21 protein-coding genes and 1 pseudogene are annotated in these 22,736 nt (G+C 72.4%); 6 read left to right on the top strand and 16 right to left on the bottom strand.

The window, feature by feature from the left end:
- Positions 1 to 31 precede the first annotated feature (31 nt).
- The 3 genes from VGE38_RS06220 to VGE38_RS06210 all read left to right on the top strand — a co-directional run bounded on the left by VGE38_RS06220 (position 32) and on the right by VGE38_RS06210 (position 3,668).
- Positions 32 to 1,396: an MFS transporter gene (locus tag VGE38_RS06220; protein ID WP_331141668.1), complete on the top strand. Its 1,365-nt coding sequence runs from the start codon at positions 32 to 34 to the stop codon at positions 1,394 to 1,396.
- Between the two features lie 66 nt (positions 1,397 to 1,462).
- Entirely contained in the window at positions 1,463 to 2,716 is a 1,254-nt protein-coding gene (locus VGE38_RS06215; RefSeq protein ID WP_331141667.1) for an MFS transporter, read from the top strand.
- 79 nt (positions 2,717 to 2,795) lie between these two features.
- On the top strand, positions 2,796 to 3,668 hold the full coding sequence (locus VGE38_RS06210; RefSeq protein WP_331141666.1) for a 1,4-dihydroxy-2-naphthoate polyprenyltransferase: 873 nt from the start codon (positions 2,796 to 2,798) through the stop codon (positions 3,666 to 3,668).
- A 114-nt stretch (positions 3,669 to 3,782) separates the two neighbouring features.
- Here the strand turns inward: VGE38_RS06210 and VGE38_RS06205 are convergent, their stop codons facing one another.
- From VGE38_RS06205 to VGE38_RS06195, 3 genes and pseudogenes are all read right to left on the bottom strand, one after another.
- Positions 3,783 to 5,288: a Na+/H+ antiporter NhaA gene (locus VGE38_RS06205; protein ID WP_331141665.1), complete on the bottom strand. Its 1,506-nt coding sequence runs from the start codon at positions 5,286 to 5,288 to the stop codon at positions 3,783 to 3,785.
- 73 nt (positions 5,289 to 5,361) lie between these two features.
- Positions 5,362 to 5,613, bottom strand: a pseudogene (locus VGE38_RS06200) (Na+/H+ antiporter NhaA); the annotation flags it as partial.
- Between the two features lie 70 nt (positions 5,614 to 5,683).
- Positions 5,684 to 5,938 (bottom strand): DUF4229 domain-containing protein, encoded by a 255-nt coding sequence (locus VGE38_RS06195; protein WP_331141664.1) that lies wholly within the window; start codon positions 5,936 to 5,938, stop codon positions 5,684 to 5,686.
- A gap of 48 nt (positions 5,939 to 5,986) precedes the next feature.
- On the opposite strand from VGE38_RS06195, the gene VGE38_RS06190 reads away from it, so the two are divergent.
- Complete coding sequence (locus VGE38_RS06190; protein ID WP_331141663.1) at positions 5,987 to 6,223, top strand: hypothetical protein; 237 nt, start codon at positions 5,987 to 5,989, stop codon at positions 6,221 to 6,223.
- Between the two features lie 81 nt (positions 6,224 to 6,304).
- Here VGE38_RS06190 and ccsB read toward each other — a convergent pair whose 3' ends face one another.
- The 6 genes from ccsB to hemL are packed head-to-tail and all read right to left on the bottom strand — an operon-like array spanning position 6,305 to position 12,298.
- Entirely contained in the window at positions 6,305 to 7,300 is a 996-nt protein-coding gene (gene ccsB, locus VGE38_RS06185; RefSeq protein WP_331141662.1) for a c-type cytochrome biogenesis protein CcsB, read from the bottom strand.
- The gene (gene resB / locus VGE38_RS06180; RefSeq protein ID WP_331141661.1) at positions 7,297 to 8,922 is read right to left on the bottom strand and encodes a cytochrome c biogenesis protein ResB; all 1,626 of its coding nucleotides are present in this window, start codon (positions 8,920 to 8,922) and stop codon (positions 7,297 to 7,299) included. Before resB ends, ccsB begins: the two co-directional genes overlap by 4 nt.
- Positions 8,919 to 9,674 (bottom strand): cytochrome c biogenesis CcdA family protein, encoded by a 756-nt coding sequence (locus tag VGE38_RS06175; RefSeq protein WP_331141660.1) that lies wholly within the window; start codon positions 9,672 to 9,674, stop codon positions 8,919 to 8,921. The genes resB and VGE38_RS06175 overlap by 4 nt, the downstream gene beginning before the upstream one ends.
- On the bottom strand, positions 9,667 to 10,263 hold the full coding sequence (locus VGE38_RS06170) for a TlpA family protein disulfide reductase (RefSeq protein ID WP_331141659.1): 597 nt from the start codon (positions 10,261 to 10,263) through the stop codon (positions 9,667 to 9,669). Before VGE38_RS06170 ends, VGE38_RS06175 begins: the two co-directional genes overlap by 8 nt.
- A 2-nt stretch (positions 10,264 to 10,265) precedes the next feature.
- Positions 10,266 to 10,937, bottom strand: coding sequence for a histidine phosphatase family protein (locus tag VGE38_RS06165; protein WP_331141658.1), 672 nt, complete (start codon positions 10,935 to 10,937; stop codon positions 10,266 to 10,268).
- Positions 10,934 to 12,298 carry a glutamate-1-semialdehyde 2,1-aminomutase gene (gene hemL / locus VGE38_RS06160; RefSeq protein WP_331141657.1) on the bottom strand — a complete coding sequence of 455 codons (1,365 nt, stop codon included), beginning with the start codon at positions 12,296 to 12,298 and terminating at the stop codon, positions 10,934 to 10,936. Before hemL ends, VGE38_RS06165 begins: the two co-directional genes overlap by 4 nt.
- Before the next feature lie 182 nt (positions 12,299 to 12,480).
- On the opposite strand from hemL, the gene VGE38_RS06155 reads away from it, so the two are divergent.
- Positions 12,481 to 13,749 (top strand): lytic transglycosylase domain-containing protein, encoded by a 1,269-nt coding sequence (locus tag VGE38_RS06155; protein WP_331141656.1) that lies wholly within the window; start codon positions 12,481 to 12,483, stop codon positions 13,747 to 13,749.
- Between the two features lie 216 nt (positions 13,750 to 13,965).
- Here VGE38_RS06155 and hemB read toward each other — a convergent pair whose 3' ends face one another.
- From hemB to VGE38_RS06120, 7 genes are all read right to left on the bottom strand, one after another.
- Entirely contained in the window at positions 13,966 to 14,943 is a 978-nt protein-coding gene (gene hemB, locus VGE38_RS06150) for a porphobilinogen synthase (RefSeq protein WP_414690894.1), read from the bottom strand.
- A 75-nt stretch (positions 14,944 to 15,018) separates the two neighbouring features.
- A complete protein-coding gene (locus VGE38_RS06145) occupies positions 15,019 to 16,662 on the bottom strand; it encodes a bifunctional uroporphyrinogen-III C-methyltransferase/uroporphyrinogen-III synthase (protein WP_331141654.1) in 1,644 nt (547 codons plus the stop codon).
- A 3-nt stretch (positions 16,663 to 16,665) separates the two neighbouring features.
- A complete protein-coding gene (hemC, locus tag VGE38_RS06140; RefSeq protein WP_331141653.1) occupies positions 16,666 to 17,694 on the bottom strand; it encodes a hydroxymethylbilane synthase in 1,029 nt (342 codons plus the stop codon).
- Entirely contained in the window at positions 17,691 to 18,992 is a 1,302-nt protein-coding gene (locus VGE38_RS06135; protein WP_331141652.1) for a glutamyl-tRNA reductase, read from the bottom strand. Before VGE38_RS06135 ends, hemC begins: the two co-directional genes overlap by 4 nt.
- Positions 18,993 to 19,059: 67 nt before the next feature.
- A complete protein-coding gene (locus VGE38_RS06130) occupies positions 19,060 to 19,725 on the bottom strand; it encodes a redox-sensing transcriptional repressor Rex (RefSeq protein ID WP_331141651.1) in 666 nt (221 codons plus the stop codon).
- A gap of 122 nt (positions 19,726 to 19,847) precedes the next feature.
- Positions 19,848 to 20,093: a glutaredoxin family protein gene (locus VGE38_RS06125; RefSeq protein WP_331141650.1), complete on the bottom strand. Its 246-nt coding sequence runs from the start codon at positions 20,091 to 20,093 to the stop codon at positions 19,848 to 19,850.
- Positions 20,090 to 21,706, bottom strand: coding sequence for a class I adenylate-forming enzyme family protein (locus VGE38_RS06120; RefSeq protein WP_331141649.1), 1,617 nt, complete (start codon positions 21,704 to 21,706; stop codon positions 20,090 to 20,092). The genes VGE38_RS06125 and VGE38_RS06120 overlap by 4 nt, the downstream gene beginning before the upstream one ends.
- A gap of 107 nt (positions 21,707 to 21,813) precedes the next feature.
- On the opposite strand from VGE38_RS06120, the gene VGE38_RS06115 reads away from it, so the two are divergent.
- Complete coding sequence (locus VGE38_RS06115; protein ID WP_331141648.1) at positions 21,814 to 22,683, top strand: HAD family hydrolase; 870 nt, start codon at positions 21,814 to 21,816, stop codon at positions 22,681 to 22,683.
- Positions 22,684 to 22,736 lie beyond the last annotated feature (53 nt).

Below are 22,736 nucleotides of genomic sequence, written 5' to 3'. Positions count from 1 at the left end.
AACGCTAGCCGCCCGTGATCCGATGTGGTCCATGCCCTCCCGCCTCCCGGTGCCGGGTTTCCTGGCGCGCCTGCTCCCGCCGACTCCGATGTCTCGGCGGCTCGCGACGCAGTCGATCCTGTTCTCCTCCGGCGAGGGCACGTTCCTGACCGTCAGCGCGGCGTTCTTCCTCCATGTCGCCGGGCTGACGCCGGCCCAGGTGGGTCTGGCGCTGACCATCGGCGGCGTGGCGGAGTTCCTCGTCGCCTACCCCGCCGGCCGCCTGGTCGACCACGTCGGGCCGAAGCGGATGTGGGCGCTGACGGCGTTCGGCCAGGCCTCGAGCTTCGCAGCGCTGCCGCTGATCAGCGAGTTCTGGCAGTACGCCGCCCTCACGATCTTCCTCGGCTCGATGGAGGCGGCCGGCAGTGCGGGCCGCAACGCCTACGTGCTCGACATCCTCTCGCCCGAGGAGCGGGTGCGGACGCAGGCCTACATGTACTCCTCGCTCAACGTCGGCTTCACGCTCGGCGCCGGCCTGGGCGCGATCGCGCTGGTGTTCCCGGGCGAGGGGCCGCTGCGGTGGGTCCCGGTGTTCACGGCGGCGATGCTGGCGTGCAACGCCTACTGGATCACCCGGCTGCCGCGGGCGTCGCACGACGTGCGGGTCGCCGAGCGGGCGGCGCCGGTCGTCCACACCGGCCCCGGGCCGCTGCGCAACCGCGGCTGGATGGTCGTGTCGTTCTTCACCGGCACCATGTGGACCAACCAGGTCCTGCTGCACACCGTCATCCCGCTGTGGCTGATCGACGCCACCGACGCCCCGAAGTGGGTCCTGGCCTGGCTGTTCGCCACCAACACGGTGCTGTGCATCTTCCTCCCGCCGTACACCGCTCACTTCGTGCGCGACCTGCGCACCGCGCTGCGCTGCGTGTGGGTGTCCACGGCGTTCTTCGTGGGCGCCTGCGTCATCACGATGGCCACCCACTCCACCTCCGGTCTGCTCACGATCTTCCTGGTCTGGCTGGGTCACGTCGCGGTGACGGGCGCCGAGCTCTTCATCTCGGCGTCGAGCTGGTCCTTCCAGGCCGAGCTGATGGAGCCGACCCGGCGCGGCGAGTACCAGGGCGTCCAGGACGTCTTCGGTGCGCTCGGCTCGCGCTGGGCGCCGGCACTGTTCACCTTCCTCGCGCTCGAGTGGGGCAACCAGGGCTGGCTGGTGATCGCCGGCATCATCGTCGCCGCGGCGCTCGGCCTGGGGCCGGCGGTGCGCAGCGCGGAGCGGTTCGCGCGTGAGCACTTCGAGCCGGTCGCGGAGACGCCGCAGGAGGTGCTCGCCGACGCCGGTGTCGACGCCGGCCAAGACGTCGGGATCGTCCAGGCGGCGACTCCGCCACCTCCGCCCGCAGTATCTTGACATCAAGATAATCTGCCTGCGAAGGTAAACATCTCGACATCAAGAGACCCAGGAAGGCGGGCGACGGTGCTCGGACTGGCCCAGCGGATCCTCGGACCCGATCCCCTCGTCCGCCGGCTCGCATTCCAGTCGGTCCTCTCCGCCTTCGGTGAGGGCGCGTTCCTGACCGGATCGGCGTTCTACTTCACCCAGCTGGTCGGGTTGTCGGCCCAGGAGGTCGGCATCGGCCTCTCCGTGGCCGCCGGCGTGCAGTTCCTCGCCTCGGTGCCGACCGGGCGCTGGGTCGACCGGGCCGGCGCCCAGCGGGCGTGGGTCGCGATGGCCGCGCTCCAGGCGGCGCTGTACCTGCTGTGGCCCCTCATCGACGGCTTCGCGCTCTTCCTCGCCGTCATGGCGGCGATGAGCGTCGTCGAGTCCGCGATGCGTTCGGGCCGCAACGCGTACACGATCGCGGTGTTCCCGCGTGAGAAGCGGGTCGCCAGCCAGGCTTACCTGCGGGCCGCCCGCAATGTCGGCTACACGCTGGGCGCCCTGCTCGCCGGCATGGCGCTGGCGCTGGAGTCCGACCACGCCATGGAGCTGGTGCCGGTCCTGACCGGCCTTCTGCTCGTCGGCAACACTGCCTGGGTCGCGCGGCTCCCCGGCCTCGCCCCGGCCGTGGACCGGGTGCCCGAGCTGCCGCTGGAGACCGCGGTGGAGCACGCCGGCGAGAAGGGCAGCGCCCTGCGCAACCGCGGCTTCCTGCTGATGTCGATCGCGAACGGCGTGCTCAGCACCCACGGGGTCCTGCTCAACGTCGTCATCCCGCTGTGGCTGGTGGACGAGACCGACGCGCCGCGGGTGCTGCTGGCCTGGCTGTTCGGGACCAACACGGTGATGGCGGTGTTCCTCCAGGTCGCCGCGGCGCGCGGGGTCACCACGGTGGCGCAGTCGCTGCGCGCGCAGTACCGCGGCGCCGCCTGCTTCGTGCTCTCCTGCGGCATCGTCCTGGTCACCCACGACACCACCGGCTGGGTGACGATCGTGCTCGTCTGGGTGGGCCACGTGACGGTGACCGGGTCGGAGCTGTTCCAGTCCGCCGGCATGTGGGGTCTGGTCTCGGAGCTCTCCGACCCCGACCGGCTCGGCGACTACCAGGGCGTCTCCTCCCTCGGCTACACGCTCAGCGAGGTCTGGTCGCCGGCCCTCTACACCTTCCTCGCCATGACGCTGGGCGCCCCCGGCTGGGTGATCATCGCCCTGATCGTGGTCGCGGCCGCCGTCGCCATCGGCCCCGCCTCCCGTGCGGCCGAGCGCCACCTGGCCCGCGTCGCCGTGTGAGTCGCTGTGTGAGTCGCTGTGTGAAGCGGGAGCGACCCAACGCCCGCGGGGACTGCTTCACACGGCAGACTGGCGCCTCGTGGCGACACCTTCCGAATGGCTCCAGGGCGCACGCCCGAAGACCCTCCCCGCAGCCGTCTCGCCGGTCCTGGCCGGCACCGCCGTCGCGGCGTACGCCGGTGAGGCGGTGTGGTGGAAGGCCCTGCTGTGCCTCCTGGTCGCCCTCGCGCTCCAGGTGGGGGTCAACTACGCCAACGACTACTCCGACGGCATCCGCGGCACCGACGACGAGCGGGTCGGACCGCTGCGGCTGACCGGCTCGCGGCTCGCCGCCCCGGGTGCGGTCAAGCGCGCGGCGTTCCTCGCCCTCGGTGTCGCGGGCGTCGCGGGCCTGGCGCTCGCCGCGACCACCGCCTGGTGGCTGCTCGCCGTCGGACTGCTGTGCATCGTCGCGGCGTGGTTCTACACCGGCGGCACGCGACCGTACGGCTACGCCGGGCTCGGCGAGGTCATGGTGTTCGTCTTCTTCGGACTGGTGGCGGTCGTGGGCACCACCTACGTGCAGACCGAGTCGTGGGAGTGGCCGGCGCTCTACGCCGCCGTGGGCATCGGCGCGCTGGCCTGCGCGATCCTGGTCGCCAACAACCTGCGCGACATCCCCACCGACACCGTCGCCGGCAAGCGCACCCTGGCGGTGCGACTGGGCGACGGCCGCACCCGGGCGCTCTTCGCCCTGCTCGTCCTCGCCGCGGCGGCCGCCGTCGTCGCGGTCGCCAGCGTCACGACGTGGGTCGCGTTGGTCGGCCTCGGCTTCCTGGCGGTGGCCGCGCCGTCGGTCCGGGCGGTCAGCGGCGGCGCCTCGGGGCCGGCGCTCATCCCCGTGCTGCAGTCGACGGGGAAGGCCGAGCTGGCCTGGGCGGTGCTGGTCGCCGTACCGCTGCTGGTGGCCTGACCCCAGCAGTCCCGGCGGTCACACTCCGGGGCCGGTTCTTGAACTCCGGGGGCGTTGCAACGCCCCCGAAGTCGCGGAATCCCCCGGTAACCGGGGATTCCGCGACCGACGCCCTCACCGCCTCGAACGTGTCCCGGAGAGCACCGAGCGCTCCAGGGCGGCGATGAGGGTCGGCGCGTCCCACTGCCCCTGGTGGCGGGTCTCGCCGACGAAGAAGGTGGGGGTGCTACGCACACCGCTCGCCGCGGCGCTCTCCATGTCGTCGCGCACGTGCCGGGCGAGCGCCTCGTCCTGCAGGTCGCGGAGGAACTGCTCGATGTCGAGGCCGAGGGTGCCGGCGTAACCGGCGAGGTCCTCGTGCTCGAGCTCGTCCTGGTGGGCGAAGAGCAGGTCGTGCATCTCCCAGTAGCGGCCCTGCCGGCCCGCGGCCTCCGCTGCCAGGGCGGCCTGCGGGGCGTGCGGGTGGACCGGCAGCGGCAGGTGGCGTGCGACGTAGCGCAGCCGGTCGCCGAAGTGCTCGCGCACCTCGCGGGCGGCGCCGGTCGCCTTGCCGCAGAACGGGCACTCGAAGTCGAGGTACTCCACCAGCGTGATCGGCGCGTCGACCGGCCCTCGGATGTGGTCGCGGGCCGGGTCGACCGGCTCGCTGAGCACCGTCGGAAGGGCCGCGTCGCGCTGGCCGAGGAATCGCGCGGCACCCGCGAACAGCAGCCAGCCGACGGCGCTGGCCAGCACCACGGAGAGGAGTACGCCGACCACCGCCTGCCGCTGCAGTGCGGGGTCCTCGAAGGCCAGTCCCAGGATCAGCAGCGAGACGGTGAAGCCGATGCCCGAGAGCGCCGCCCCGCCGGCCAGGTGGCCGCCGCCGACGCCCTGCGGCAGCCGGCCCATCCCCGTGCGGACCGCCAGCCAGCCACCGAGGCCGATGCCGGCCAGCTTGCCCACCACCAGCGCCAGCACGATGCCCCAGGTGACCGGCGAGCCGAGCGCCTCGGCCAGCACGCCGCCGCGCAGGTCCACGCCGGCGTTGGCGAGCGCGAAGACGGGCACCACCACGAAGCTGGTCGGGCCGTGCAGGGCCTCCTGCATCCGCTCGTTGACGCTGATGGTGCGGGTCAGGTGGTCCCGGGTCTCCCGCTGCAGGCCCGGCAGCGGCGACTGCCGGAACGCCCGGAACTGCGCGGCCGCCGCCTGCATGCGCGCCCGGCTGGGCTCGGCGGCGGGCACCAGGAGGCCGGCGAGCATGCCGGCGATGGCGGCGTGCAGCCCGGACGAGACGGTCGCCAGCCAGGCCACGACCACCAGAGCGACGTACGGCGCGGAGCGCCACATCGCCAGCCGGTCCAGCACCGCGATGCCCGCGAGGGCGGCGAGCGCCACCAGCAGCGGGCCCAGGTCGACCTGATCGGTGTAGGCGAGGCCGATGACGCTGACCGCGACGATGTCGTCGATGACGGTCAGGGTGAGCAGGAAGATCCTCAGCTGGGTCGAGACGGCGGGCCCGACCAGGGCGAGCATGCCGAGCAGGAAGGCCGTGTCGGTGCCGATCACCGCGCCCCAGCCGCGGGCTGCCTCGCCGGTGGGGTTGAGCGCGAGGTAGAGCAGCGCCGGCACAACCATCGCCGCCGATGCCGGCGACGACCGGCACGACGATGCGTCGCCGGTCGGTGAGCTCACCGACCGCGAACTCACGGCGTACCTCCAGGCCGATGACGAAGAAGAACACCACCATCAGCCCGTCGTTGACCCAATGGTGCAGGTCCATGTCGAGCGACATCGACCCGAGCGAGAGCTGCAGGTGGGTGTGCCACAGCTCGACGTAGCTCTCCGACCAGGAGGAGTTCGCCCAGACCAGCGCGAGCAGCGTCGCGGCGACGAGCAGGCCGGCGCCGGCAGTCTCGGTGTGGATGAAGTGCCGCAGCGAGGATCCGAGCTGGCCGCTCACATCCTCGTCGCGGCGACAATCGGTGCGGTCACGGGCCACGCCGTCAGCGTACGGCGCTGGCCCGGCGCGCTCAGTCCTCCTTGGACCGCATCTCGTCGAACCTCTGCGACGCGGCCTGCGCGCGCTGCTCCACCCGGCGGGCGAACGCGGCCCGCTGCGGGTTGAGGAGGAAGTACGACGCGATGCCGCTGACGATGAACGAGGCGAGCAGCACGGGGAACCATGCGAGGGTGTCCGCGACGAGGATCCAGGCGCCGGCGAGGATCGCGAACGTGGCGACGAGCAGCAGCAGACGCAGCGCGGTGTAGACCAGGAACTCCTTCACGGCTCTCAGCCTAGGCGCGTCTCACCACATCCGTTCTATCGTGGAGGTGTGCTTAAGCTGCTGCTGGTCGTGATGCTGATCGCAGCCGTGACGTACCTGACCCTCCGAGTCATCCAGCGTCGCGGTGTCGTCCAGCCGGGGCGCCCGCAGTTCCGCGTCCCACCGCCCGGACGTACGGCGCGCCGCCCCCGCCCCACGCGCGGCCCCCTCGGGCCCGACGACGACGAGGAGTTCCTCCGCGACCTCGACCGCAAGCGGCTCTTCCCCGACGACCCGGAGGGGTGATCGGCGGTCCGGCGCGGAATCCCCGGTTAACCGGGGATTCCGCGACTTCGGGGGCGTTGCAACGCCCCCGAAGTCCGAGTTTCACCGGTTAACCGGTGATTCCGCGCTCGCCGACAGATCCGGGCTCACCAGCGCCGGGGCGGCGTAGCCGTGCTGCGTCGAGCTGGAGAAGTAGTTGATCCCGATGAAGTTGAACCACAGCGTCGCGAGGCCGACCAGCGCCAGGATGGCGGCATTGCGGCCCTTCCAGCCGGCGGTCGCGCGGGCGTGGAGGTAGCCCGCGTAGACGACCCAGGTGATGAACGCCCAGACCTCCTTAGGGTCCCAGTTCCAGTACGACGCCCAGGCCTCGTGCGCCCAGATCGGGCCGGTGATGAGCACCGCGAAGGTCCACACCGGGAAGGCGAACGCGTGGATGCGGTAGGCCACCCGGTCGAGCACGTCGAGCGACGGCACCCGGCCCAGCCAGCCGGTGGTGACCTCGGGCTTGCGGGCCTTCACGAGGTAGACGATCGACGCGATGCCGGCGAGGGTGAACGCGCCCGTGGCGAGGATGGCCGAGATGACGTGGATGACCAGCCAGTACGAGTTGAGCGCCTCGGTCAGCGGGGCGACCGGCTCGTAGAGCCAGATCACCGCGACCATCAGGCAGACCACGACGAAGCCGACGACGAGCGGCGCCATCCAGCCGAGCCGGAACCGGCGCAACAGCAGCAGGTACGCCGCCGTCACCACGAAGGTGCCCGACAGCGTGAACTCGTACATGTTGCCCCACGGCACCCGGTCCGGGTCGGCGGCGAGTCCGCGGGCGACCAGGGCGACCAGGTGGCACGCGGCGGCGATGCCCGTCAGCAGCACCCCGAGGCGAGCGAAGAACGCCCCGCGCTGGTGCTGCTCCGCCGGCAGGTCGGCCGTCGTCTCGGGGCCACCGGCACCGACGAGCGCCTCGACGGCGACCCGCTTCTTCGCGGAGATTGCCGACCACTCGACCAGGTGCGCGATGAGCGCGAGGAAGTAGACCACCCCCGCGGCCGCCACGGCCTGGTTGGAGAGCGTCTCCCAGCTGGTGTCGGTCATGGCTGATCCTTCGTGTCGTCGGGGCCGCGGAGCGCCGCGACCAGCTCGGTCACGACCGCGGCGGTGTCCCCGCCGCCGGAGCGGTCGAGTGCGGCGACCTCGACCAGTGTGCCGTCGTCGGTACGCCGGGCGCGAACCCAGACCCGCCGCGGCCGGATGAACAGCGACCCGAGCAGGCCCAGCAGTGCCAGGACGACCCCGGCCAGCGCGATGCGCTTGCCCGGCGACTGGCTGATCTGCAGCTTGTTCCAGCGCTCGACGCCGTCGAAGGAGACCGTGCCGAGCCCGTCGGGCAGCGTCGCGGACTCCCCGAGGCTGAGATCGAGGCGCAGCGGCTTCTCGCGCTCTCCGGGCGTCATCACCTGCTGCGTCTTGGACTTGTCGAGGTAGTAGACCGACTGCGGGCCGGCGTCGAGGTTCAGGTCGCCGGTGTGCACCAGCATCGAGATCAGCGGGTTGTTGGCCTGCCCCATCAGCGTGGCCGGGTTGCCCCGGTCGTCAAGGATGAAGGTGGGGTAGAAGACGCCGTCCAGGCCGATCTGCTGCGGCTTCGCGGTCGGCGCCTTGACGACGCCGAAGGAGAAGAAGGTCTGGTTCTCGGGCAGGAAGACCGTGGGCCCGGAGTAGGCGATGTTGCCTTCGCCGTCGCGGATCGTGATGACCGGGGCGTAGCCGTGGCCGATGAGGAAGACCTCGGTGCCGCCGATGTCCAGCGGGTGGTTGACCTTCAGGTCGTAGGTCCGGTCGTCGGTGCCGTCGCACTTCTGGCAGTAGTCCAGGGTCGACTCGAAGCCGCGGGCCATGCCCTGGCGCGGGCCGTCCATCAGCCACTCGACGTTGAAGTCGGCGATGTTGAACGTGAACGGGTCGAGATCGTCGGCGCGGAACAGGCTGCCCGGGTCGAAGTCGTCGTACTGGTTGAGGGTGTTGGTGAAGCCGTAGTCCTTGCCCACCACGACGATGACGCCGCCCTTGTAGCCCAGCATGCTGCCCATCGCGAAGCCGACCAGCACGATGATCAGCGAGAGGTGGAACAGCAGGTTCCCGGCCTCCCGCAGGTGGCCGCGCTCCGCGGAGACCGCGTCGGCGCGCTCGCCGTCGCGCAGCCGGTGCCCGCGCAAGATCCCGCGGGCCCGCGCGAGCACCACCTCCGGCGCCTCGTCGGTGAGGTAGGAGGCGGAGTCCGGCAGCCGGGTCAGGTTGCGGGGCGCGGCCGGCGGCTGCGCGCACATCGCGCGCCAGTAGACCGCGAGCCGGGGCAGGATGCAGCCGACGAGCGAGACCATCAGCAGCAGGTAGATCGCGGCGAACCACGGCGAGGAGTAGACGTCGAAGAGGCCGAGCCGCTCGTAGACCGGAGTGAGCTTCGGGTGGTCGTCCTGCCACTGCGAGACGCCGAGGGAGTCGACGCCGGACTGCGGGATCACCGATCCCGGCACGCTGGCCAACGCCAGGAGCAGCAGCAGCACCAGCGCCGTCCGCATCGAGGTCAGCTGCCGCCACGCCCAGCGCAGCAGCTCGCGCGCGGTGAGCTCACCGGAGCGGCGGCCACCTGGCGCCTCCGACCGCTCCCCCACGGCGGCGTCGTCGGAGATGTCAGGCAGCTGCCCCGGCCGGGTCATACGGCGACCTTCCAGTCACTCACAAGGTTGATCTGCAACCACTGCACGGCGTAGTCCCACCAGCCGGTGAGCAGCGCGATCCCGATCAGCACGAAGAGCGCGCCGCCGACGCGGGTCACGGCCGCCTGGTGACGGCGGATCACGGACAGCGCCCGCAGCGCCCGGCGCCACGCCACCGCGACGAGGAGGAACGGCACGCCCAGGCCCAGGGCGTAGAAGCCCAGCAGCAGCCCGCCCCGCGCCGTGGTGCCCTCGTTGCTCGCCAGGGTGAACATCACCCCGAGCGTCGGGCCCATGCACGGCGTCCAGCCGACACCGAAGAGCACCCCGAGCAGGGGGGCGGCGGCCACGCCGACCGCCGGGACCTTGTGGACCCGGAGGTCACGCTGCAGCCAGGGCACGAGTCCGAGGAAGACGAAGCCCATCAGGATCGAGAGCAGCCCGAGCACCACCGCCAGCTCCCGCTGGTAGTCGACCAGCCAGACGCCGACGGTCCCGCCCGCCATGCCGAGCAGCACGAAGACCACGGAGAAGCCCAGCACGAACAGCGAGGCGCCGAGCAGCATGCGGCCCCGGCGTACGTTGCCCGACGCCAGGTCGGCCCCGGACAGGCCCGTGGCGTAGGAGAGGTAGGCCGGCAGCAGTGGGATCACGCACGGGGAGAAGAAGGAGACCAGCCCGACGACGACGGCCACGGGTACGGCGAGCACGAGCGACCCGGACAGCGCGGTGTCGCTGAACCACTCACCCATCGGTGCTCCCGCAGGCGTTGCTGTCGGCCGCGCACTCGACCAGGTCGGTCAGCGTGAGCTCGCTCGGGATCGGGCCGCTCACCATCCCCGCGATGCGGCGCTCCGCGTCGAGCACGACGGTGACGGGCAGCGCGGCCGGCAGCCGACGATGGAACCCGAGCAGGGCGCGACCGTCGGGCGAGTAGATCGACGGGTAGGTCACGCCGAGGTCGCGCTCGAAGGCGAGTCCGCTCTCGCGGCTGTTGTCGCGGATGTTGATGCCGACGAACTCCGCGGTCCCGGCCAGTTCCCCGGACAGCCTCTGCAGCATCGGCATCTCGGTGCGGCACGGGCCACAGCCCGACCACCAGACGTTGACGACGACCGCCTTGGCGGTGATGTCCGCGAGGTCGAGCTGGTCGCCGGTGTGGGTGGTGCCGCTGAGGCTGACGGGCTCGCCTCGCTTGTCGGCGGGGTACTCCAGGGCCTGGCCGTCGCCGGTGATGTAGCCGCCCTCGTTGGTGCCCGAGAGGCTGCCGCACCCTGAGAGCAGGGCGAGCAGCATCAGCAGGGCAGAGCAGACCGCAACGGGTGTGACACGGCGGAGCATGGTCAGGGCTTCCGCTCCTGCGGGGCGTCGCCGGCGGAGTACGGCGCGGTGCGGTCCTTGACCGGGATCAGGTCGATCGCCGGCTCGCTGTAGGACACCCGGGCCAGCCGGTCCCCGTCGAAGTGGAGCGAGGTCAGCGAGCACAGCGTGCACTGCCGCTTGCGCGGGTCGTGCAGGAAGGACCGTCCCTCGACGTGCAGCCGGGTGGTCCAGATCGGCAGCTGGTGGGAGACGATGACGGCCTCGTGGCCCTCGGCGGCCGCGCGGACGTCGTTTACCGCGGCCATCATCCGGGCGACGATCTCCTTGTAGGGCTCGCCCCACGAGGGCCGGAACGGGTTCCACAGCTTCAGCCACGCCGACGGGTGCGAGAGCGCGTTGTCGCCGGGGGCGAAGGTCTTGCCCTGGAACCAGTTCTCCGACTCGATGACGCGCTCGTCGAGCGTGACCTCAAGTCCCTTGACCGCCGCGAGGGGCGCGATGGTCTCGCGGGCCCGCTCGAGCGGGCTGGACACCAGGTGGGTGATGTCGCGCTCGCCGGCGACGTCGGCGACCCGCTGCGCCATGGCCTGGCCGCGCTCGGAGAGGTGGAAGCCCTCCATCCGGCCGTACAGCACACCGGCGGGGTTGTGGACCTCGCCGTGCCGCAGCAGGTGGACGATCGTCTCGGTCATCGGATCTCCGCCTGTTCGTTGGTCGAGCTTGTCGAGACCCGCGCAGCCGCGTCCGCCGCGGCGGGCAGCGCGTCGACGATCCGCTGCACGGCCGCGTCGTCGTGAGCACTGGAGAGGAACCACGCCTCGAACGCGCTCGGCGGCAGGTAGACGCCGTCGCGCAGCATGGAGTGGAAGAACGCGGCGTACGCCGCCACGTCGGTCGTCGAGGCATCGGTGAAGTCGCGCACCGGCCGGTCGGTGAAGAAGACCGAGAACATCGTCCCGCTCTCCTGCACCACGTGGGCGACGCCGGCCTTGGTGAGGGCGTCGGACGCGGCCGCCTTCACGGTCTCGGCGGCGGCGCCGATGTGGTCGTAGACCTCCTGCGTCGCGAGCCGCAGGGTGGCCAGGCCGGCGGTGGTGGCGACCGGGTTCCCGCTCAGCGTGCCGGCCTGGTAGACCGGGCCCTCCGGCGAGAGCCGGCGCATGACGTCGGCGCGGCCGCCGAACGCCGCGGCCGGGAAGCCACCGCCCATCACCTTGCCGAACGTGACCAGGTCGGGGGTCCAGCCCTCCACGGCCCCGTCGAGACCCCACTGACCCTGGCGGGTGACACGGAATCCGGTCATCACCTCGTCGGAGATGAACAGCGCACCGTGCTGCCGGCAGGTGTCCGCGAGGAAGGCGTTGAAGCTCTGGCCGTGCTGGGTCTCGGGCGGGACCACGCCCATGTTGCCGGGGGCCGCCTCGGTGATCAGGCAGGCGACCCGGTCGCCGTACTCGGCGAAGGCCTGCGTGACCGCCGCCCGGTCGTTGTACGGCAGCACCACGGTGAGCTCGGTGCTGCTGGCCGGGACGCCCGGCGTACCGGGCACCGCGAAGGTCGCCAGACCGGAGCCGGCCGAGGCGAGCAGCGCGTCGACGTGGCCGTGGTAGCAGCCGGCGAACTTGATGACCACGTCGCGGCCGGTGAAGCCGCGCGCGAGCCGGATGGCGCTCATCGTGGCCTCCGTGCCGCTGCTGACGAAGCGGACCTCCTCCACGCTGGTGCGCGCGACGATCTCCTCGGCGAGCTCGACCTCGGGCTCGGTCGGCGTGCCGTACGACGTCCCGCGCGCCACCGCGGCCTGGACCGCGGCCTGCACCTCGGGGTGGGCGTGGCCGAGCAGCATCGGGCCCCAGGAGCAGATCAGGTCGACGTAGGAGTTGCCGTCCACGTCGGTCAGCCAGGCGCCCTTCGCCTCGCGGATGAAGCGCGGCGTGCCGCCGACGGCGTTGAACGCGCGCACGGGGCTGTTGACGCCGCCCGGCGTCACTGCCTTGGCGCGCGCGAACAGCTCCTCGGAGGCAGGCACATGACCGGTGTCGAGCGTGGGCACCCGCTCATTGTCTCCGAGGTGACCAAGGAACGCCCCTTCGGGGCGAGGGGTGGTACGCCGGCCACGCTGACCGCCACCCTCTTCTGGGTACCTCATCCCCCTCAGGCCCGACGCGGCGTAACTTAGGTGCGACACGACTCGTTGGGACCTGCGTCACATGGGAGCAGGGACAGGGAGAACAGATGTCAGCCTCGCGCTTCGGCCGGATCCAGAAGGCCACCGCGCTCATTCCGCTCGCGCTGCTGTCGGCAGCCGCGACGGCCAGCGTCAGCGGTGTCGGCTTCACGCACGCGTCGGCGGACCCGACCGGGCAGCTGTCCGACGGCACCGACGTGCCCGCGCAGGCGATCGAGGCGCCCGCCAGCGTCTCCCTGCCGCCGGTGGCCGCCCCCGGCGGCGCGCATGAGAGCACCACGCAGATCGTCTCCACTGCCTCGGCCGCCTCCATCCCGGCAGCCGCGCTGGCGGCGTACCAGCGCGCCGAGACCGTCATCAACCGCGCCGACCCGACCTGCCGGCTCGGCTGGCAGCTGGTCGCCGCCATCGGCCGGGTGGAGTCCAACCACGGCCGTGCCAACGGCAACCTGCTCGACGCCGACGGCATCGCCCGGCCCGGCATCGTCGGGCCCGCGCTCGACGGCCAGGCCGGCACGTCGCAGGTGACCGACACCGACGGCGGGCAGTACGACGGCGACACCGCCTTCGACCGCGCGGTCGGCCCCATGCAGTTCATCCCGTCCACATGGTCCGCGGTCGGGGTCGACGCCGACGGCGACGGCCAGCGCAACCCGCAGGACATCAACGACTCCGCGCTCGCGTCGGCCGTCTACCTGTGCTCGGGCGAGGACGACCTGTCGAGCACCAAGGGCCAGTCCGCCGCGGTGTACCGCTACAACCACTCGGCGTCGTACGTCGCCACCGTGCTCGCGGTCATGCGCGCCTACGAGGCCGGCGACTTCACCTCGGTCCCGAACTACACCGTGGCCGCGAGCTACTTCGTCCCCGACTACAGCGTGATCGCGCCGGCCAAGGACAAGGCCAAGAAGGGCAAGAAGAAGCCCGGCACGACCACCGTCGCCGCCGGCGCTCCCGGGACGGTCCAGGCCCGGCAGCCGGAGCAGCCCGCGACCACGCCGCCGAAGGACGACGACGCCACGACGCCGACAGCGCCCAAGCCGTCCATCCCGACCTCGACCGCCGTCGCGGAGCCGGTCAAGACGGTGGCGGCGACCACGCAGCAGCTGGTGACCGTGTGCACGAATGCCCTGACCGCGAAGTACAGCGGGCTGTCGGGTGTGAACCTGAGCGATGCGGTCGACAAGTGCGTCAACCAGCTCCAGGGCAAGACCCTTCCCGAGGCGCAGGCGGCCGTCGGCGGCGTCGTCGCCGGTCTCGCCGGCTTCGTGAACGGGCTCCTCGACGGCCTGGGGGGCGGGCTGTTCGGCAACTGACCTCCGGTGGGGTGGTGGCGAAGGCCCGGACCGATCCGGTCCGGGCCTTCGTCGTCCGTGCCCTCGCCGTGCCGTTGCCAAACTGTCACCGTGACCCTTCAAAAGGTCACCGTGACAGTTGGCGGCACCGGTGACCCTTTGAAGGGTCACTCCAGGAGCGAAGTGTCACGGTGACAGTTTGCGCGCCACGGTCCGACCGGCCCGGGAGGCGACGCCTCAGCGGGACAGGAGACGTGCCGCCTCGGTCGCCCAGTAGGTCAGGATGACGTCCGCGCCGGCGCGGCGGATGGAGAGCAGGGTCTCGAGGATGGCCGGCTCCCGGTCGATCCAGCCGTTGGCGGCGGCCGCCTCGAGCATGGCGTATTCGCCGGAGACGTTGTACGCCGCCACCGGGACGTCGACCGCCTCGCGGACCGCGCGCACCACGTCGAGGTAGGGCAGCGCCGGCTTCACCATGACGATGTCGGCCCCCTGCTCGACGTCGAGCACGGCCTCCCGGACGCCCTCGAGCGCGTTGGCCGGGTCCTGCTGGTAGGTGCGGCGGTCGCCCTCGAGCGAGGAGCCGACCGCCTCGCGGAACGGCCCGAAGAAGGCAGAGGCGTACTTCGCGCCGTACGCCAGGATCGACACCTCGCTGTGGTCGGCGGCGTCGAGCGCGGCCCGGATCACCGCGACCTGGCCGTCCATCATCCCGGACGGACCGACCATGTCGACGCCGGCTGCGGCCTGGGCCAGCGCCATCTCGGCATAGATCCGCAGGGTCCGGTCGTTGTCGACCCGGCCGTCGGGGGTGAGCACGCCGCAGTGACCGTGATCGGTGAACTCGTCCAGGCACAGGTCGGCCATCACCGTGAGGCTGTCGCCCACCTCGGCGACCACGTCGGCGATCGCGAGGTTGAGGATGCCGTCAGGGTCGACGGCGCCGGAGCCGGTGGCGTCCTTGGCCACGGGTACGCCGAACAGCATCACCCCGCCGATGCCCAGCTCGGCCGCCTCCGCGACGGCCCGGCGCAGCGAGTCCCGCGTGTGCTGGACCACGCCGGGCATCGAGGAGATCGCGACCGGCTCGGTGATGCCCTCCCGCACGAACACGGGCAGCACCAGCTGTCGCGGCTCCACCGAGGTCTCCGCCACCATCCGGCGCAGCGCCGGCGTGGTGCGCAGCCGACGCGGGCGGATCAGGGGCTTGTCGATCTCGCTCAACTCGATCTCCTCATCGACTGGGCCTTCCGGACAGCCGCTCGCTTCGCTTCGCGGCTGCCCGGGCGCTCACTTGGCCCGTGCCCTCCGGGCGGCAGGCTTCCTCTCCGACGGCTTGGTGACCGGCTGGCCGGCCTCGACCATCGCGGCCCGCCGTGCGGCGCCGAAGTCGGCGAGCGCGGTGGTGAGCGCCTCGACCGACGGCGACGCGGCGAGTACGTCGACCCGCAGGCCGTGCTCCTCGGCGGTCTTGGCGGTCGCCGGGCCGATGACGGCGATCACGGTGGAGGGGTGCGGCTTGCCGGCGATGCCGACCAGGTTGCGCACCGTCGAGGACGAGGTGAAGACGACCGCGTCGAACTTGCCGGTCTTGATCGCGTCGCGGGTCGGCGCCGGCGGCGGCGCGGCCCGCACGGTGCGGTACGCCGTGACGTCGTCGCACTCCCAGCCCAGGTCGACCAGGCCGGCGACGAGGTTCTCGGTCGCGATGTCGGCGCGCGGCAGGAAGACCCGGTTGATGGGGTCGAGCAGCTCGTCGTACTCCGGCCAGTCCTCCAGCAGCCCGGCGGCGGACTGCTCACCCGAGGGCACCAGGTCGGGCCGCAGGCCCCACTCGAGCAGCGAGGCGGAGGTCTTGTCGCCGACGGCGGCGATCTTCAGGCCGGAGAAGGCGCGGGCGTCGAGGCCGTACTCGTCGAACTTCTCCCGCACCGCGCGCACGGCGTTCACGGAGGTGAAGGCGACCCACTCGTAGCGACCCTCGACCAGACCACGGATGGCCTTGTCCATCTGCTGCGGGTTGCGCGGCGGCTCGACCGAGATGGTCGGCACCTCCTCGGGCACCGCGCCGTAGCCGCGCAGTCGCGCGGACAGGATCGGCGCCTGCTCCTTGGTGCGCGGCACCAGCACGCGCCAGCCGAACAGCGGCTTGGTCTCGAACCACGACAGCGTCTCGCGCAGGTCGACGACCTTGCCGACCACGATGATGGCCGGCGGGGCCATCCGGGCGGCGCGCGCGTCGGCCGCGATGTCGGCCAGCGTCGAGCGCACGGTCTGCTGCTCGGTGGTGGTGCCGACCCGCGTCATCGCGACCGGCGTCTGCGGCGAGCGGCCCGCGGCGACGAGCTGCTGGGCGATGTCGCCGATCAGGCCGACGCCGGAGAGCAGCACCAGGGTGCGGTCGTCGGCGTACCGGCTCCAGTCGACCTTCTCGCCGCACGTCACCACGGCCACCTCGCGGTGGTCCTTGGTGGTCAGCGGGATGCCGGCGTACGCCGGGACGGCGGTGACCGACGAGACGCCGGGCACGATCTCGAACCCGATCCCGGCCTTGGCGCAGGCCTGCGCCTCCTCGGGGCCGGAGGCGTAGAGGAAGGGGTCGCCGGAGATGAGCCGGACGACGGTGCCGCCTCGCTTGGCGTGCTTGACGACGACCTTCGCGCGGGCGGCGTGGGTCAGCGGCTGGCCGTCCTCGCCGAAGCCCCCGTCGACCAGCTCGGGGCCGGCGGTCTCGGTCGCGTCCGCGTCGGGCTCGGGCAGGCCGAGCAGGGCACGCACCAGCGGCGCGTGCGTGGGGTCCTCGGTGATGACAACGTCGGCCTGGCGGATCAGGTCGGCGGCACGCACGGTGAGGAGATCGGGGTCACCCGGTCCGCTCCCGACGAACGACACCCAGCCGGGTGCGTCGGTCCGGGGGGTCTTGGCTCGCGTCATGCCCTACTTACCTTCATCTAGCTCGTCAGCGCCCTGCGACGCTGCACCTTCGTCTTGCTGTCCTCGGCCCGTGGCCGCACGCACCTCGAGGTCTGCTGCTCCCTCGGCGAGCATCTCCTTCGCCAGCCGGACCCCCACCTCGGCTGCCTCCGCCGGCGAGCCCGTCGCCGAGCGGCGCACCGCGAGCGCCCCGTCCGGCGAGAGTGCCACCGCCCGCAGCCAGAGCTCCTCACCGTCCTCACCCTCGACGACCTCCGCCAACGCACCGATCGGGGCCGCACAACCACCCTCGAGGGTGGCGAGCAGGGCCCGCTCGGCGTCGACCGCAGCCCGGGAACGGGGGTCCTCCAGTACGGCGAGCACCTCCGCCAGCTCGTCGTCGGCCCGGCACTCCACCCCGAGCGCTCCCTGCCCGGGGGCGGGGAGCAGCTGCAGCGGGTCGAGCGTCTCGGTCACCTCGTCGAGGCGGCCGATCCGCGCCAGCCCGGCCCGGGCGAGCACCACGGCGTCGTACTCCCCGGAGCGAACCTTTCCGATCCTGGTGTCAACGTTTCCACGAAGCCCCACCAGGTCCAAACCGAGGCCGAGGGCGTGCAGCTGCGCCACCCGTCGCGGCGCGCCGGTGCCGACCTTGGCACCCGGCGGCAGCTCGCCCAGGGTGAGGCCGTCGCGGGCCACGACCACGTCGCGCGGGTCCTCGCGCGGCGGCACCGCGACCAGCGCGACGCCGGGATGCGGATAGGTCGGCAGATCCTTGAGCGAGTGCACGGCGACGTCGACCTCGCCGGCCAGCAGCGCGTCGCGCAGCTCGCTGACGAACACGCCGGTCCCGGCGAGCGCGGTCCTGGCCAGTGGGGTTCCGGCGGCCTGGGTCCGGTCGCCGTGGGTGACCACCTCGACGAGCTCGACCTCGCGGCCGAGCCGCTCGCGGATCAGGTCGGCTACGTGGCCGGCCTGGGTCGTGGCGAGCACGGACCGGCGGGTGCCGACCCGGATGGTCGTCCCGGGGCTCACGGGGCTCACGGGGCTCACTCGGCTCCCTCCTCGGGCGCGACGGTCGAGCGGGTGACCGCGTCGACGGCGTCGGGGTCGAGCGCGAACAGCTCGGCGAGCGCGGCGGCGTACGAGACCGCGCCGGTCTCGTTGGCCAGCTCGCGCACCCGGACCGTGGGCTCGTGCAGCAGCTTGTCGGCGACGCGTCGCACGGTCTGCAGCACCTCGGCGCGTGCCCGCGGGTCGAGGTCGGGCAGCCGGTTGTCCAGGCGCGCCATCTCGGCGTCGACGACGCTGGTGGCCATCGAGCGCAGTGCGACGACGGTCGGGGTGACGCTGGCCTGGCGGCGCGCGTTGAGGAAGGCGGCGACCTCCTGCGTCACGATCCGGCGTACGGCGGCCACCTCCTGCCCTGCCTCCGTGGCCTGCAGCGAGGCCGCCAGCTCGGCCAGGCCGACCAGCGTGACGCCGGGGAGCTCGGCGGCCTGTGGGTCGATGTCGTGGGGCAGCGCCAGGTCGACCAGCGCCAGCGGCCGCGCGTCCGGGCGGGCGGCCGCGACCATGTCGCTGGTGACGAGCACGCCCCGGGCGCCGGCGCAGGTGATGACGACGTCGGCGCCGGCGATCTCCTTGCCGAGGTCGGACAGAGGCGCGGCGACGGCGCCGTACTCGGCGGCGAGCCGCTCGGCCCGCTCGGCGGTCCGGTTGACGACCACGATCGCCGCCGCGCCGGCCCGGGCCACCGTGGCCGTCGCCAGGCCGGCCATGGCGCCGGCGCCGACCACGACGACCCGCTGGCCGGCGACGCCCTCGGGCACCGCGCGCTCGAGCGCGGCGGTCACCAGCGTCGGGGCGGCCCGGTCGATGTCGGTCTCGGCGCGGCTGCGCTTGCCGACGCGGAGCGCCTGCTGGAACAGCGAGTTCAGGGCGGGGCCGACCGTGCCGAGCTCCTGGCCGAGGCGGAGCGCCTCGCGGGTCTGTCCGAGGATCTGGCCCTCGCCGACCGCCATGGAGTCCAGTCCGGCCGCGACCTGGAAGAGATGGGAGACGGCGCCGTCGTCGTAGTGGACGTAGAGGTGCGGCAGCATCGCCTCGGTGGTCTCGCCGGCGCGCTCGATGAGCATCTTGGAGAGCGCCTCCACCGAGCCGTGGAAGCGGTCCACCTCGGTGTAGATCTCCAGCCGGTTGCAGGTGGAGATCACCGTCGCCTCGGCGACGTGCTCGCCGGACGCGACCTCGGTGACGAGCTTCTGCACGCCGTCACCGTCGAGGGCGACCTGCTCGAGCAGGGCGACCGGCGCGGTGTTGTGGGAGATGCCGACGACCAGGACGCTCATCGGGGTCCCCGATCGATTGTTCGACGGCGGAGCGAAGCGGGGGAGGCGAAGAATCGAGTGGGGTGATTCATGCGGGCTCTCCCTGAGCCTTGCGCTGCTCGTGGTAGGCGAGGATCTGCAGCTCGATGGAGAGGTCGACCTTGCGCACGTCGACCCCCGGCGGCACCGACAGCACAGCCGGCGCGAAGTTCAGGATGCTGCTGATGCCGGCGGCGACCATCCGGTCCGCGACGTCCTGCGCGGCCACCGCGGGCGTCGCGATGACGCCGATCGCGACGGAGTTCTCCCGGACGATGGTCTCCAGCTCGTCGAAGGGCTGCACCTTGATGCCGGCGACCTCCTCGCCGTGGAGGTGGGGGGCGGCGTCGAGCAGCGCGACGGTGCGGAAGCCGCGGCTGCGGAAGCCGGAGAAGTTCGCCAGCGCGTGGCCGAGGTTGCCGATCCCGACGATGACCACGGGCCAGTCCTGCGTCACGCCGATCTCGCGCGCGATCTGGTAGCGCAGGTAGTCGACGTCATACCCCACGCCGCGGGTGCCGTAGCTGCCCAGGTAGGAGAGGTCCTTGCGCAGCTTGGCGCTGTTGACGCCGGCCGCCGACGCGAGGTCCTCGCTCGAGCAGGTCGTGATCCCGGACTCGGCCAGCGCGGTGAGGGCTCGGAGATAGACCGGGAGCCGCGCGACCGTCGCCTCGGGGATGTCCCGGACGGTCTCAGCAGGGGTCCGTGCGGTCACTCTCTACTCTTCTCAGTGCACGGCGTCGGGCGAGGACCGACCGCGGCCCGGACACGCCCGCACGCCTCCTTCACTGTAGGAGTTTGTGAACGTGAGAACAAACTGTGCCGGTGTGACGGGCCTTACCTAGCCGTCAGCGCCGTCCGGAGGCGCTGCTCGCTCACCCGCCAGAAGTCGTGCTGGCGCCCGTCGACGAACGTCACCGGGATCTCCTCGCCGAAGCGACGCTGCAGCTCCGGGTCGTCGTCGATCGAGATCTCGACGTAGCTCTCGCCGAGCTCGGCGCACACCCGCTCGATGACCACGCGGGCGTCGTCGCACAGGTGGCAGCCGGGCCGGCCGTAGAGCGTGACGCGCGGCGCGCTCACCGCTCCTCCAGCAGCCCGAGCGCCCGGCGGCGCTCGATGGTCCGCAGCCGCCCCTTCTGCACCTTGCCGGTCGGCGTGTGGGGAAGCTCGCCGACGATCTCGACGCGGGAGGGCTGCTTGAAGCCCGCCAGCCGGTCCGCGCAGCGCTGCCGCACCCGCTCGGCCAGCTTCTCGGGGTCGGCGTCGGCGGTGGGTACGACGTAGGCGACGACCGCCTCGCCGCTCGTCTCGTCGGGCACGCCGATGACCGCCACGTCCGCGACGCCGTCGACCTCGGCGATGGTGTCCTCGACCTCGACCGGGTAGACGTTGAAGCCGGACACGATCACCAGCTCCTTGCGCCGGTCGACCAGCGTGAGGTCGCCGGCCGGCGAGAGCAGCCCGACGTCGCCGGTGGCCCACCAGCCATCGGCGTCGGGGCCGTCGGCACCGTCGGGCCAGTAGCCGCTGAAGAGGTTGGCGCCCCGCACGTGGACCTCACCGGGGTCGCCGGGCTCGGCCGGCAGGCCGTCGTCGTCGACCACCCTCACCTCGATGCCCGGCAGTGCGGCACCGACCGAGCCTGGCTCGAGCGCCCGCGAGCACAGTGTCGAGGTCACGGCGGGGGCCGCCTCGGTGAGGCCGTAGCCCTGGTGCACGGGGATGCCGGTGCGCTCGGTGAAGGCCACCACCAGTGCCGGGTCGAGCGGGGCCGAGCCCGACAGCAGCAGCCGCACCGGACCGAGCCGCTCCTCCAGCGCCGGCTCCCGCATCCAGTAGGCGACCACGGGCGGGGCGACCGGCACGACGCTGCACGCCTCGTCCTCGATCAGGTCGAGTGTGCCCTGCGGGTCGAACCGATCGACCAGCAGCACCTTGGCGCGGCTGCGGAGCGCGGCGCCGAGCACCGCGTTGAGGCCGTAGACGTGGAAGAGCGGGAGGACGCCGAGCACGACGTCGTCCCCGTGGATCATCGGCGGGTCCACCTGGGCCACCTGCTCGATGTTGGCGACCAGGGCGCGGTGGGTCAGCATCGCGCCACGCGGGCGACCGCTGGTGCCGCTGGTGTAGAGCAGCACCGCCAGCCGCTCGGGATCCAGCAGCGGGGGCAGCTCGCGCGGCTCGGCGGCGCGCAGGTCGTCGTACGAGCGCTCGCCGGCGGCCGGCGTGCCGACCACGTACAGCAGCGGACGGACGGTGCGCGTGAGCAGCTCCGCGTCGAGGCGGCCCAGGTCGAGCTCGCCCGCGAGCGCCCGGTCGACGTACCCCAGCGCCTCCCGGACCGCGTCCACCGCGACGTCGTCGGCGACGACCAGGCGGGCCCCGGAGTCAGCGAGCATCCGGGCGATCTCGGTGCCGGTCGCCCGGGGGTTCACCGGGACGGCGACGGCCTGCACCCGCAGGGCGGCGAGGTACGCCGTCACGAACTCGAGCCGATTGGTGACCGCGACCGCGACCCGGTGCCCGGCCACGACGCCGGCATGGCCCAGCCCGGTCGCCACTCGGGCGACCTCCGTCTCGAGTCCCGCCCAGGTCAGGCTCCGACCGCCGGCCTCGACCAGCGCGAGCCGCTCCGGGCTCTCGGCAGCGGCCGCGGTGAGCAGGTCGGCGATGCCGAGCGGGCGTGGGGACATGTGCGCGATCTTCGCACAGCGGCGCCGCGCGTCCCCAGGGTTCGGGAGAGGTTCGGGAGACCCGGCCGACGCTTTCGCGATGACCACAGTGCCCCTAGATTGAGCGCGTGGCCGCGCCTCGCAAGAACCTCCAACGCCGCTCCACGCTGGCCGGCGAGGCGGCGGCCGCGGCCGCCGAGGTGGAGTCCGCGCTGGCGACGCCCGCCCAGCGTGAGGCCGCGGCGTTCTTTGACGTCGACAACACGATCATGCAGGGCGCGAGCATCTTCCACTTCGCGCGCGGTCTGCACCGCCGGCAGTTCTTCACCACACGCGAGATCCTCGGCGCGGCCTGGAAGCAGGCCTACTTCCGCATCGCCGGGGTGGAGGACCCCGAGCACGTCGCCGATGCCCGCAACTCTGCGCTCAGCTTCATCGCCGGGCACACCGTCAGCGAGCTGCAGGCGCTCGCCGAGGAGATCTTCGACGAGGCCATGGCCCATCGCATCTGGCCGGGCACCCGCGCGTTGGCCCAGCTCCACCTCGACCAGGGGCAGCGCGTCTGGCTCGTCACCGCCGCCCCGGTCGAGATCGCCGAGATCATCGCGCGCCGGCTGGGTCTGACCGGCGCGATGGGCACCGTCGCCGAGCACGTCGACGGCGTCTACACCGGCAAGCTGGTCGGCGAGATGCTCCACGGGCCGGCCAAGGCGGTGGCGGTCAAGGCGCTCGCGGAGCGGGAGTCGCTGGACCTGCTGGCCTGTTCGGCGTACTCCGACTCCTACAACGACCTGCCGATGCTGGCGCTGGTGGGTGACCCATGCGCGGTCAACCCCGATGCCAGGCTGCGGGCCCATGCCCGCGAGCAGGGCTGGCGGATCCGCGACTACCGCACCGGCCGCAAGGCCGCCCGGGCCGGCCTCCTCCTGGGCGCGGTGACCGGCGCGGCGACCGGCACCGTCGCCGCCGGGGTCGCGCTCCGCGCCCGCCGTCGCTGAGGGCCGGTCTGGACCTCTCTTGGACGGTTTCGTTCCCACGGGGGTGTGACCGG

This window comes from Nocardioides sp. (assembly GCF_036405735.1).
Classification (GTDB): domain Bacteria; phylum Actinomycetota; class Actinomycetes; order Propionibacteriales; family Nocardioidaceae; genus Nocardioides.
Note: the sequence above shows the minus strand (reverse complement) of the source record. Positions and strands in the feature narration are given on the sequence as shown.

Bases quoted from the DNA above. Each gene is read 5' to 3' on its own strand.
- VGE38_RS06145 (WP_331141654.1), bottom strand. From the start codon at position 16,662: ATGACGCGAGCCAAGACCCCCCGGACCGACGCACCCGGCTGGGTGTCG.
- VGE38_RS06165 (WP_331141658.1), bottom strand. From the start codon at position 10,937: ATGACCGAGACGATCGTCCACCTGCTGCGGCACGGCGAGGTCCACAAC.
- resB (WP_331141661.1), bottom strand. From the start codon at position 8,922: ATGACCCGGCCGGGGCAGCTGCCTGACATCTCCGACGACGCCGCCGTG.
- VGE38_RS06155 (WP_331141656.1), top strand. From the start codon at position 12,481: ATGTCAGCCTCGCGCTTCGGCCGGATCCAGAAGGCCACCGCGCTCATT.
- VGE38_RS06120 (WP_331141649.1), bottom strand. From the start codon at position 21,706: ATGTCCCCACGCCCGCTCGGCATCGCCGACCTGCTCACCGCGGCCGCT.
- ccsB (WP_331141662.1), bottom strand. From the start codon at position 7,300: ATGACCGACACCAGCTGGGAGACGCTCTCCAACCAGGCCGTGGCGGCC.
- VGE38_RS06220 (WP_331141668.1), top strand. From the start codon at position 32: ATGCCCTCCCGCCTCCCGGTGCCGGGTTTCCTGGCGCGCCTGCTCCCG.
- VGE38_RS06135 (WP_331141652.1), bottom strand. From the start codon at position 18,992: ATGAGCGTCCTGGTCGTCGGCATCTCCCACAACACCGCGCCGGTCGCC.
- VGE38_RS06205 (WP_331141665.1), bottom strand. From the start codon at position 5,288: ATGGTTGTGCCGGCGCTGCTCTACCTCGCGCTCAACCCCACCGGCGAG.
- VGE38_RS06175 (WP_331141660.1), bottom strand. From the start codon at position 9,674: ATGGGTGAGTGGTTCAGCGACACCGCGCTGTCCGGGTCGCTCGTGCTC.
- VGE38_RS06170 (WP_331141659.1), bottom strand. From the start codon at position 10,263: ATGCTCCGCCGTGTCACACCCGTTGCGGTCTGCTCTGCCCTGCTGATG.